The sequence below is a fragment of the uncultured Mycobacterium sp. genome, assembly GCF_964249325.1.
Classification (GTDB): domain Bacteria; phylum Actinomycetota; class Actinomycetes; order Mycobacteriales; family Mycobacteriaceae; genus Mycobacterium.
The window spans coordinates 1-11,757 of sequence record NZ_CAXUCH010000132.1; the positions used below are offsets into that span (position 1 = coordinate 1).

At 63.8% G+C, this 11,757-nt stretch carries 8 protein-coding genes and 2 pseudogenes; 8 read left to right on the forward strand and 2 right to left on the reverse strand.

Annotated elements, in window-relative coordinates:
• Together ACFE99_RS16125 and ACFE99_RS16130 are read left to right on the forward strand one after the other, a co-directional pair.
• Positions 1 to 640: pseudogene (locus tag ACFE99_RS16125) on the forward strand (DNA-binding protein); the annotation flags it as partial.
• A gap of 87 nt (positions 641 to 727) precedes the next feature.
• Positions 728 to 2,146, forward strand: coding sequence for a DUF2254 domain-containing protein (locus ACFE99_RS16130; protein ID WP_375487002.1), 1,419 nt, complete (start codon positions 728 to 730; stop codon positions 2,144 to 2,146).
• Between the two features lie 17 nt (positions 2,147 to 2,163).
• On the opposite strand, the gene ACFE99_RS16135 is transcribed toward ACFE99_RS16130, so the two are convergent.
• Both ACFE99_RS16135 and ACFE99_RS16140 read right to left on the reverse strand, forming a co-directional pair.
• Positions 2,164 to 3,456 carry an SLC13 family permease gene (locus tag ACFE99_RS16135; protein ID WP_375487004.1) on the reverse strand — a complete coding sequence of 431 codons (1,293 nt, stop codon included), beginning with the start codon at positions 3,454 to 3,456 and terminating at the stop codon, positions 2,164 to 2,166.
• 58 nt (positions 3,457 to 3,514) lie between these two features.
• Positions 3,515 to 3,958: a CBS domain-containing protein gene (locus ACFE99_RS16140; RefSeq protein WP_375487006.1), complete on the reverse strand. Its 444-nt coding sequence runs from the start codon at positions 3,956 to 3,958 to the stop codon at positions 3,515 to 3,517.
• Between the two features lie 308 nt (positions 3,959 to 4,266).
• Between ACFE99_RS16140 and ACFE99_RS16145 the strand changes: the two genes are divergently transcribed.
• The 6 genes and pseudogenes from ACFE99_RS16145 to ACFE99_RS16170 form a co-directional block, all read left to right on the forward strand.
• Positions 4,267 to 4,356: a potassium-transporting ATPase subunit F gene (locus tag ACFE99_RS16145; RefSeq protein ID WP_375487008.1), complete on the forward strand. Its 90-nt coding sequence runs from the start codon at positions 4,267 to 4,269 to the stop codon at positions 4,354 to 4,356.
• Positions 4,356 to 6,026: a potassium-transporting ATPase subunit KdpA gene (gene kdpA, locus ACFE99_RS16150; protein ID WP_375487010.1), complete on the forward strand. Its 1,671-nt coding sequence runs from the start codon at positions 4,356 to 4,358 to the stop codon at positions 6,024 to 6,026. The genes ACFE99_RS16145 and kdpA overlap by 1 nt, the downstream gene beginning before the upstream one ends.
• Before the next feature lies 1 nt (position 6,027).
• Positions 6,028 to 8,184, forward strand: a complete 2,157-nt coding sequence (kdpB, locus tag ACFE99_RS16155; RefSeq protein ID WP_375487012.1) for a potassium-transporting ATPase subunit KdpB — start codon at positions 6,028 to 6,030, stop codon at positions 8,182 to 8,184.
• 1 nt (position 8,185) lies between these two features.
• Complete coding sequence (locus tag ACFE99_RS16160) at positions 8,186 to 9,109, forward strand: potassium-transporting ATPase subunit C (protein ID WP_375487014.1); 924 nt, start codon at positions 8,186 to 8,188, stop codon at positions 9,107 to 9,109.
• On the forward strand, positions 9,109 to 11,709 hold the full coding sequence (locus tag ACFE99_RS16165) for an ATP-binding protein (protein WP_375487016.1): 2,601 nt from the start codon (positions 9,109 to 9,111) through the stop codon (positions 11,707 to 11,709). Before ACFE99_RS16160 ends, ACFE99_RS16165 begins: the two co-directional genes overlap by 1 nt.
• A pseudogene (locus ACFE99_RS16170) lies at positions 11,672 to 11,757 on the forward strand (hypothetical protein); the annotation flags it as partial. The gene ACFE99_RS16165 and the pseudogene ACFE99_RS16170, both read left to right, overlap by 38 nt.

The following is an 11,757-nucleotide window of genomic DNA, read 5'->3' on the forward strand; positions in this document are numbered from 1 at the left end:
GTTCACCGAGGGAGCCTGGCTGATCGTCGTCGTCTTTCCCGTGTTGGTGTTCGCGTTGATGCGGCTCAACCAGCAATACCGCGCCGAAGCATCGGTTCTCGAGTTGTCGCGCACTGACCATCCCGAGTTGGCCAGGCATGCACGACTTCGGGTGTTCGTCTTTGTGGACTCGATTGACCTCGCCGAGGTCGAGGCCTTGCGCTATGGGAAGGGCCTGCACGCCGACGAGCTGGTCGCGGTGCATTTCGTCGTGGACGCGGCTCATGCCGCCCGGCTCCAGCAGCACTGGGAACGTTTCGATCACGACACCCGCCTGCGGCTGGTCGACTGCCCGGATCGTCACCTCAGCCGGGTCGCACAAGAGTTCGTGCTTCAGGTGCTGCAGGACAATCCGGACTCGAAGGTGACGGTTCTATTGCCGCGCAGGACATTCTCGCCGCTGCTGGGTCGGTTGCTTCACGACCGCACCGCCGACAAAATGGCCCGAGCCGTCAGCCGCGTTACGGGTGCGACCGCGATTATCGTGCCCTACGACGTGGAGTCACGGATAGCACAGGTGGCCCCGGACAGCTTCGAGGAACGAGTCGAGCAAGAAATCGGCGAAGCAGAGACGCAGATGTCACGCGTCGAGGGGCACTAACATAGCCGGGCGCTCGATGGATCATAAGCGGATTCAATGGTTGAAGCCGGTCGGCACGAACGGCCCATGTCGTGCGGTCGTTTACTGATGCCCGGTCACGCGTACTTCGAGGCTGATTGGCGGCGGGAGGCGTTGCGGACCAACCTGTGGGTCGTTCCCGCGGTGGAGACGCTCGCCGTATCACTGCTTTTCGCTGCCACCTATGGGGTCGACCGCGCGACCTATGACGGACTGATCCACCTGCCCTCGTGGGTCCTCAGCGGGACCGCTGATTCGGCTCGAGTCGTGTTGGCAACGGTCGCCGCAGCGATCATCACGGTGGTCGGCATCGTCTTCTCGATCACGATCGTGGCACTCACGCTTGCCTCGACCCAGTTCGGCCCGCGGATGTTGCGTAACTTTGTGCGGGACCGCGGAACGCAGGTTGCTTTAGGCACATTCGTGGCGTCGTTCTGCTACGCGATGATCACCCTGGTATCAGTGGGCGGTGGCCCGCACGGCGATTTCGTTCCACATCTGTCGACCACTGTGACCCTGACCCTGACCTTGGCCGACGTCGGCGTGTTGATTTACTTCCTTAATCACATCGCCTCGATGATCCAACTGCCGGTGGTGATTGCGCGCATCGCCGGCACCCTGGCCGACGAGATCGCAGCACAGGATCGCGGTGGCGTGTTCGGTGTGGGAGTGGCACATGGACCGTCGGCTGAGGAACTATTGGCACGGTTGGCCGAATCCGGCGCCCCGATCCGCACACCGCGCAGTGGCTATCTTCAGGTCATCCGCCACGACAGTCTGATCAAGACCGCTTCTGCCGCCGATGCTGTCGTTCAGTTGCCATATCGCCCAGGACATTTTCTGGTCGCGGGCCAGGTGATGGCCTTGGTATGGCCACCCGATGCTGCGGGATCTGTCGAAAAGAGACTGGCACTCGGCCACGTCACCGGTGCTTATCGGACTCTCCCCCAGGACATTTCATTCGGCTTGGATCAGCTGGTCGAGATCGCTCTGCGCGCACTGTCGCCGGCGGTCAACGACACTTTCACCGCGCTGACGTGCGTCGACTGGATCGCCGACTGCCTGTGCCGAATTTCCACCTCGTGGCGCCCGCAACGGATCCGGCGTGACGCAGAAGGCCGGATTCGTGTCATCGCCTACCAAGCCGATTTCGATCGACTGGTGGAGCGTACGTTCGACACAATTCGTCAGGCTGCGGTCGGCATGCCGGCCATCATGATTCGGCAACTCGACGCACTGGCCAAGGTCATCGAACAAACCCCCGATCGTAGCCGGCGAACGGTGTTGATCCGCCAAGCCGAGGCCATCCAGCGAGCCAACTTGGGCAGCGTGGCCGAGCCGATGGACCGCGACGACGTCACCCAGCGCTACGAGGCGACGATGGCACTGCTACGCCCGAATCTAGCATCGGCATTCTCCGAAAGCGTTTGCCAAGAGCCCAATTCAGCCACCGCGCAAAGTTACCCGCCAATTGCATTCAATCAGTAACATTCCGGGCTGCGCAGCTAGGCCAAGACAAAGTAACGCACCCATAGGTAACCGACGGAAAGCACCAACGAGGTCGCGGTCACGATTGCCCCCTTGCGGGTGAAATCCCAAAACGAGATGGGGCTGCCGGCGCGCTGCGCGATTCCGGTTACGACGATATTCGCGCTGGCCCCGACCGCGGTGAGGTTCCCACCGAGGACGGTGCCCAGCAGCAGGGCCCACCACAGCACGCCTTGATTGGTGTGGTCGTGAATAGATGAGGCAAACTGGGCGACGATCGGTGTCATCGCAGCGGCATAGGGGACGTTGTTGACGAACCCGCTGAACAAGAAGGACACCCCGAGGATCAACATCGTCGTGAGCCAGGCATTGCCGTGGGTCGCATGGCTGGCGAGATGGGCCAACGTACTGATGACTCCGGTCTTTACCAAGGCCCCGACCATGATGAACAGCCCCGCGAAGAACAGCAGGGTCTCCCATTCGACGCTGGACAGATAGAATTCACGGGTTAGCCCGGACATCACGATGAGGATGCCCGCGCCCGCCATCGCCACCAGTGACGGCTCCATGTGGATCTGCTTGTGCGCGACGAAGCCTGCGAACACCGCAACGAGGACAATCCCGCACTGGATCAGCAGCCGATAATTTTGGATCGCTTCTCGCTCGTCCAGTGACATCACATCGGCGACCCGCTCGGCATCAACTGTGAAAGCGCCGGGGAACATGCGGGGCAGAAGCGCCAGCAAGGCGCCGAGGATGATGATCACCGCCGGCGCCATGTGGGCCAAAAAGGAGATGAAACTCAGGCCGGCCCCGGTGCCGATGATGATGGTGGTCGGGTCACCGACTAAGGTCGCCGCACCACCGATGTTGGCTGCAAACGCCTCCACCATGAGAAATGGCGCGGCACCGACCGCTAGGCGCTCGCACACCAGTAGCGTGACCGGTGCAATCAACAACACCGTGGTGACATTGTCCAGGAAGGCCGATCCGAACGCGGTGACCAACACCAGCAACACCATGATTCGCCGCGGGGAACCTTTGGCGCGTTTGGCGGACCAGATCGCCACGTAATCGAAGACACCGGTCTGGCGCACCACGCTGACGATGATCATCATCCCGAGGAGCAGAAAGATGACGTCCCAGTCGATTCCGGTCTCGCGTGAGTAGAAGACTTCATCGGAATTGACCATGGGCAGAAAGAACATGACCGTCGCGCCGGCCAGCGCCACCATGGTCGTGTTCACCCGGTCGCTGGCGATCAACGCGTACGCGACCACGAATATCGTGGCCGCGTAGATGGCGCTCATTTGCTCCCCTGCCGCTGTGCACGCTCGCGGAGCAGCGCCGCGTGCACCGGACCGGCGTTCAAGATTTGAGCACGGCGGCAAGCAGGCGTGATGCCGTGATCACGCCCTGCAACCGACCGTCCTTGGTCACTGGGATCAGCGGGCTTCTCAGCCGCGCCATGACCGCCGCTACCTCGATGATGGTGTCGTCGGCCGCAGCGGGCGGCACGTCGGTCAGGTGTTCGGGCAGCATGTCGCCGACTGTCTTGCCGTCCAACCTTTCCGCGACGTGGTCGGCCATCGACTCCTGCAACACGCCCGCCAGCGACGGATCGTCCTGCACATAGCGCGGCACGATGAAGCGGACCACCTGTGAGGCCGGTAGTACCGCATAGGGGCTGCCGGAGGCGTCGACAACCAAGACTCCGGGTAGGCGCTGCTGAGCCAGCATGCGAACAGCCTCGAGTGCCTCCGAATCGGTAGTAAGGACGGGGAATTCCTCGGCCATATCCGCAGCACGCATATGGCGAAGTTACTACCGCGGGTAAGTGGCCGCAGGGTAACCGGTTTCCGCCCCACGCCGGTTCGAGGTCCGCGAGGGCAGGCGAGGCGTAAAAAAAGCGTCAACGCGCATTCCCTTCGGGCATCGGCGCCCTTACCGTCGTTGCAGTCCTCACCGGCGGGGGCCGAGTTGCTGCTGCCCGGATGCGGTCGACGTCTCGGTCGGTTGGGTCGTTGAAACGGAGAACAGGTGTCTGTCGTGCTTTACCTGCTGCTGACGGTTGCGATCTTCGCTCTGCTCAGTACTGCACTGAAGCTAGTCGAACGACTGTGAGCGGCGCGAACGCCGTCGGTCTGGTCCTGGCCATCCTGATCGCGCTGTTACTCGGCGCGGCCCTGATCTTCCCTGAGCGGTTTTAATGAACGGCGCAACAGCGGGTCTGCTGTTCCTCGCACTCCTAGTAGCGGCGCTCGCCGCGGTCCATGTGCCACTGGGCGACTACATGTACCGGGTTTACAGTTCCCAAAAGCATTCCCGCATCGAGCGGTTCGTCTACCGCTCGATTGGCGCCAACCCGAGTTCCCAGCAGACCTGGTCGGCCTATGCACGCAGTGTGCTCGCGTTCTCGGCGGTGAGCATCGTCTTTTTGTTCTTCTTGCAGCTGATGCAGGACAAGTTGCCGCTGCACCTGCACAACCCGGCGACACCGATGACGCCCTCGCTGGCCTGGAACACCGCCGTCAGCTTCGCGACCAACACCAACTGGCAGAGCTACTCAGGTGAATCGACCCAGGGGCACCTGGTGCAGATGGCCGGACTGGCCGTGCAGAACTTCGTGTCCGCAGCGGTCGGCATGTCGGTCGCCATCGCCCTCGTCCGCGGCTTCGCCCGCCACAATGTTGGTGAATTGGGCAACTTCTGGGTGGACCTGGTGCGCGGCACCCTGCGTATCCTGCTGCCCATCTCGGTCGTCGGCGCGGTCGTGCTGATCGCCGGCGGCGCTATCCAGAATTTCCATCTGCACGACCAGGTGGTCACCACACTTGGCGGTGCCCACCAGACCATCACGGGTGGTCCGGTCGCCAGCCAGGAGGCAATCAAAGAGCTCGGCACCAACGGCGGTGGGTTCTTCAACGCCAACTCAGCGCACCCGTTCGAGAACCCGACTACATGGACGAACTGGGTCGAGATCTTTTTGCTGCTGGTCATCAGCTTCTCGCTGCCGCGCACCTTCGGTCGCTTGGTGGGCAACAAGAAGCAGGGCTACGCGATTGCTGCCGTCATGGGTGTGATCGCCGCGATGAGCGTCACCATCATGATGCTGTTTCAGCTGCAGCACCACGGCACCGTGCCCACCGCAGCCGGAGCCGCAATGGAAGGCGTCGAGCAGCGTTTCGGGATCGCCGACTCGGCGGTCTTCGCTGACGCGACCACCCTCACGTCCACCGGCGCCGTCGACTCCACACATGACTCCTACACCAGCCTGGGCGGCATGATGACGATGTTCAACATGCAACTCGGCGAGGTCGCGCCGGGCGGCACCGGCTCCGGCCTGTACGGCATGCTGATCCTCGCTTTAATCACGGTGTTCGTCGCGGGGCTGATGGTCGGCCGCACCCCCGAATACCTCGGCAAGAAGATCACACCACGCGAAATCAAGCTCGCCGCAAGTTATTTCTTGGTCACACCGCTGATCGTGCTGCTGGGCACCGCCATAACGATGGCGCTGCCCGGCCCCCGCGCCGGCATGGCCAACACCGGACCGCACGGTCTCTCGGAGGTGCTCTACGCCTTCACCTCTGCGGCGAACAACAACGGTTCCGCGTTCGCCGGTTTGTCGGCCAACACGGTGTGGTACAACACCGCCCTCGGGCTGGCAATGGTCGTCGGCAGATTCCTGCCGATAGTCCTGGTGCTGGCGCTGGCCGGTTCCCTCGCCGGTCAGCGCAAGCGGCCCGAGTCCCTCGGCACGCTACCCACACACAAGCCTCAGTTCGTCGGCCTGGTCGTCGGCGTCACCATCATCCTGGTAGCTCTCACCTTCCTGCCCGCGTTGGCGCTGGGACCTCTGGCCGAAGGGATTCACTGAAATGGTCGCTGTCGCAATTGGTTCGAGCGCACCACACGCCAGCGATGCGTCGGCGGAACGGGTTCACGGAGGTCTACTCGACCCCAAGATGCTGCTGACGTCGCTGCCGGATGCGCTGCGTAAGCTCGATCCCCGCACCCTGTGGCGCAACCCCGTGATGTTCATCGTCGAGATCGGCGCCGTGTGGTCGACGGTACTGGCGATTGGTGAACCCAGCTGGTTCGGCTGGCTGGCCGTGTTCTGGCTTTGGCTGACAGTGCTGTTCGCCAACCTGGCCGAAGCTGTCGCCGAAGGTAGAGGCAAGGCGCAAGCCGACGCCCTGCGCCGGTCCAAGGCCGACACGATCGCGCGCCGCCTGCGCGATTGGGTGCCCGGGGCCGCCGGCATCGAGGAACGCGTTCCCGCACCGCTGCTGCAGCAAGGTGACATCGTCGTCGTCGAAGCCGGCCAGATCATCCCCGGAGACGGCGACGTCGTGGAAGGCATTGCGTCGGTGGACGAATCAGCCATCACCGGCGAATCCGCGCCGGTGATCCGGGAATCCGGCGGCGACCGCTCCGCGGTCACCGGAGGGACCACCGTGCTCTCGGACCGCATCGTGATCAAAATCACCCAGAAGCCTGGGGAAAGCTTCGTGGACAAGATGATCGCGCTCGTCGAAGGCGCCAATCGGCAAAAGACGCCGAATGAGATCGCGCTGAACATCCTGCTGGCAGCCTTGACCATCATCTTCCTGTTCGCGGTGGCGACCCTGCACCCGCTGGCAATCTACTCCAAGGCCAACAATCCCGGCGTGCCCGACACCGTCGCCGTCGGCGGTGGCGGCGTCACCGGAATCGTCTTGGTAGCGCTGCTGGTCTGTCTGATCCCCACCACGATCGGTGCGCTGCTCTCGGCGATTGGCATCGCCGGAATGGACCGGCTGGTGCAGCGCAACGTATTGGCCATGTCCGGGCGCGCCGTCGAAGCAGCTGGTGACGTCAATACCCTGCTGCTGGACAAGACGGGAACGGTCACGTTGGGCAATCGGCAGGCCTCCGAATTCATTCCGCTCAGCGGCGTGTCTTCCGAGGCACTAGCCGATGCCGCCCAGCTGGCCAGCCTCGCCGACGAAACGCCCGAAGGCCGCTCAATTGTCGTGTACGCCAAAGAAGCGTACGGGTTGCGCGCACGGACACCCGGTGAACTGGCCGACGCTTCGTGGGTGGAGTTTTCCGCCACGACCCGAATGTCTGGTGTCGACGTCGACGGACGTCAGCTGCGCAAGGGCGCGGCCAGCGCCGTCGCCGAGTGGATACGCGGCCACGGTGGAACTGCTCCCATCATCCTGGGCGAGATTGTCGACGGAATCGCCGCGGCCGGCGGGACTCCGCTTGTTGTAGGCCAGGTAACGGCGGGCGACGGCGGAAAAAAGGCGGAGGTGCTCGGCGTCATCCACCTCAAAGATGTGGTCAAGCAAGGCATGCGCGACCGATTCGATGCGATGCGCCGGATGGGCATCCGAACCGTGATGATCACCGGTGACAATCCATTGACCGCCAAGGCAATCGCCGACGAAGCCGGCGTCGACGACTTCCTCGCCGAGGCCACCCCCGAAGACAAGCTGGTGCTGATTAAACAGGAGCAGGAAGGTGGCCGGCTTGTCGCGATGACCGGCGACGGCACGAACGATGCACCCGCGCTGGCTCAGGCCGACGTGGGGGTGGCGATGAACACCGGAACCACCGCGGCCAAGGAAGCCGGCAACATGGTGGACCTGGACTCCGATCCCACCAAACTCATCGAGATCGTCGAGATCGGCAAGCAGTTGTTGATCACCCGGGGCGCGCTGACCACGTTCTCCATCGCCAACGACATTGCCAAGTATTTCGCGATCATTCCGGCGATGTTCGTCGCACTGTTTCCCGGTCTGGACCTGCTCAACGTGATGCGGCTGCACAGTCCTCAGTCTGCGATCCTGTCCGCCGTCATCTTCAACGCACTCGTCATCGTGGCCCTGATCCCCTTGGCGCTGCGGGGTGTTCAGTACACACCCAGCAGCGCGTCGAAACTGCTCAGCCGCAACCTTTATGTCTACGGGCTGGGCGGAATCGTCAGCCCGTTCATCGGAATCAAGTTGATCGACTTGGTCGTTCAACTGCTACCCGGGATGTCGTGACATGAAGTTCACCAACCTGGTACGCCAACACTGGGCCGCCTTGCGCGCGCTGCTCGTTTTCACCGTCATCCTCGGCGCCGGATACCCACTGCTGCTTTGGTTGGTCGCGCAGCTTCCCGGCTTGCACTCTCACGCAGAGGGCTCCATCATCCGCGCCAACGGTAAACCGGTCGGCAGCCGGCTGATCGGCCAGTCGTTTACCGACGCCGCCGGCCGCGCGTTGCCACAGTATTTCCAGAGCCGCCCGTCGGCGGCCGGCGACGGATATGACCCCACCGCCAGTGGCGCCGGCAACCTCGGGCCGGAGAGCGTCGTCGACGCCCCGGCCGCCCCGGCCAAGCTGGCGGCCGGCGGCAAGCCCGCAGATGCCGGATTCAAGCCGGGCCTGCTCACCCTGGTGTGGTCGCGCAGTAAGGACGTCGGCGAACTAGAGCAGGTCGGCGGATCGCGACCGTTCTGCACCGGCGGCGGTGTCGGGGCCGTACTCTCGCTGATCGGCCCCCGCGATGCACGCGGCAAGGTCGTACACCCGACCAGGGTCGTCAGCGTCAACGAGCCCTGCTCGACCATCAGCGAGCCATTTGTCGCGACGTATGAAGGGGTACGGGTCGAGTGCGCGCGGTTTGGCGAGAACTACTCGATCGGTCAAATTGTGCCGATACGTGGCTCGGCTCCGTCCAGTCCTGAGGTGCCGGCCGATGCCGTCACTGCAAGCGGCAGCGGTCTGGATCCAGATATCTCGCCGGCGTACGCCGATATCCAAATCGCCAGGATCGCCCGGGCGCGGCATGTCACACCGGCTCAGGTACGCGAGCTGGTGCAGCAGAATCTGCGTGGCCGTGATTTGGGGGTCTTCGGCGAGCCGCGGGTCAACGTGTTGCACCTCAACCTGGCGCTTGACCAGAGGTTCCCGGTCGCACGCTGATGTCGCAGGTGGATGATGGTCACATGAGTGTCGTTGACCATCGCCGCAAACGCGGGGAGCTACGCATCTATTTGGGTGCGGCTCCCGGCGTTGGCAAGACGTACGCGATGCTCAGCGAGGCACATCGACGGCTGGAACGCGGCACGGATTTGGTGGCCGGTGTGGTGGAGACGCACGGCCGTCGGAAAGTCGCGGAGCTGCTCAAGGGCATCGAGGTCATCCCCCGCCGCTACATCGAATATCGCGGTAGCCGCTTCGCCGAACTCGACGTGCCGGCCGTGCTGGAACGCAATCCGCAGGTGGTCCTAGTCGACGAACTCGCCCACACCAACGTCCCCGGCAGCAAGAACCCCAAGCGATGGCAGGATGTCGAGGAGCTGCTGGATGCCGGTATCACGGTGATCTCCACAGTCAATATCCAGCATCTGGAAAGCCTCAACGACGTGGTTGCCCGCATCACCGGCATCGAGCAGCAGGAAACCATACCGGATTCGGTGGTACGCCAGGCTTCCCAAATCGAACTCATCGACATTACGCCAGAAGCCCTGCGGCGCAGGCTGTCCCACGGCAACGTCTATGCGCCGGAGAAGATCGACGCAGCACTGTCCAACTACTTCCGTAGCGGAAACCTCACCGCGCTGCGGGAATTAGCACTGCTGTGGCTAGCCGACCAGGTCGACGCCGCGCTGGCCAAATATCGCGCCGACAAGAGGATCACCGACACCTGGGAGGCCCGCGAACGCGTCGTGGTCGCGGTCACCGGTGGCCCGGAATCAGAAACATTGGTGCGCCGCGCATCCCGGATCGCCTCGAAAGCCAGTGCCGAACTGATGGTGGTGCACGTCTTGCGCGGCGACGGTCTTTCGGGTGTGTCGGCGGCCCGGATGGGCAAGATCCGAGAACTGGCCGCCAGCCTCGATGCGTCTCTGCATACTGTGGTCGGCGACGACGTGCCTACAGCGCTACTGGATTTCGCCCGCGAGATGAACGCCACCCAGCTGGTGATCGGCACATCGCGGCGCTCGCGGTGGGCGCGCATCTTCGACGAGGGCATCGGCGCGGCAGTGGTGCAGCGGTCCGGCAAAATTGACGTGCACATCGTCACCCACGAGGAATCCAAACGGGGTTTCCGGACGGCCTCGATTTCGCTGCGGGAACGGCGCGTCGTATCGTGGCTGGCCGCCCTGATGGTCCCGTCCGTGATCTGCGCGGTGACGGTCACCTGGCTCGACCCGTTCCTTACCACCAGCGGAGCAAGCGCGCTGTTCTTCGTCGGCGTGCTGGTGGTTGCCTTACTGGGTGGCGTTGCGCCCGCGGTGGTCTCGGCGGTGCTTTCCGGGCTGCTCCTCAACTACTACCTGACCCCTCCAATACATAGCTTCACCATCGCCGAGCCCGACGCCGCGGTCACCGAGCTGGTGCTGCTGGTGATGGCTGTGGCGGTGGCGGTTCTCGTCGACGGCGCGGCCAAACGCGCCCGAGAAGCCGGACGCGCATCCCAGGAGGCGGAGCTGTTGACGCTGTTCGCGGGATCGGTACTGCGCGGTGCCGATCTGGAGACGCTGCTCGAGCGGGTGCGCGAGACCTATTCGCAGCGTGCGGTCAGCATGCTTCGGGAGCACCGCGACGGCAGCCGGTACCTCGTGGCAGCGGTCGGCAGAGAACCTTGCAGCACAGTCGATTCCGCCGACACCGCGATCGAGGTCGGTGACGACGAGTTTTGGATGCTGATGACGGGCAAGAAGTTGGCCGCCCGTGATCGCCGGGTGCTGAGCGCGGTGGCCAAGCAGGCCGCGGGTCTGGTCAAACAGCGTGAGCTGGCGGAGGAGGCCAGCCAAGCCGAGGCGATCGGGCAGGCCGACATGCTGCGCCGCTCCTTGCTGTCGGCGGTCAGCCATGATCTGCGCACACCACTGGCAGCGGCCAAGGTCGCGGTGTCGAGCCTGCGGGCCCAGGATGTCGACTTCTCAGCCGAGGACACTGCCGAATTGCTCACCACCATCGAGGAATCGATCGACCAGCTGACCGCGCTGGTGGGTAATCTGCTCGACTCGTCCCGGTTGGCGGCGGGCGCGGTGCGCCCGGAGCTGCACCGGGTGTACCTGGAGGAAACAGTGCAGCGCGCTCTGGTCAGCATCGGCAAGGGCGCCACAGGGTTCTTCCGACCCGGCATCGACCGCGTCAAGGTCGACGTCAACGGCGCAGTGGCAATGGCCGACGCCGGTTTACTCGAGCGAGTTCTGGCCAATCTCATCGACAACGCGCTGCGATACGCACCCAACTGTGTGGTTCGCGTCAATGCGGGCCGAGTGGGAGACCGCGTGCTGATCAACGTCATCGACGAAGGCCGCGGAATCCCCCGGGGCAGCGAGGAACAGATCTTCGAGGCGTTCCAGCGATTGGGAGACCACGACAACACCACGGGTGCTGGTCTGGGATTGTCGGTGGCCCGCGGATTCGTGGAAGCCATGGGCGGCACAATCCAGGCGACCGATACACCAGGTGGCGGATTGACGGTCGTCGTGGATCTCGCCGCGCCCGAAGTGACCCGCGCCGGCGACGATGCAGAGCGCAGCGATGAGGAGGAGCGGCGCCCATGACCCGCGCCGGCGACGATGCAGAGCGCAGCGATGAGGAGGAGCGGCGCC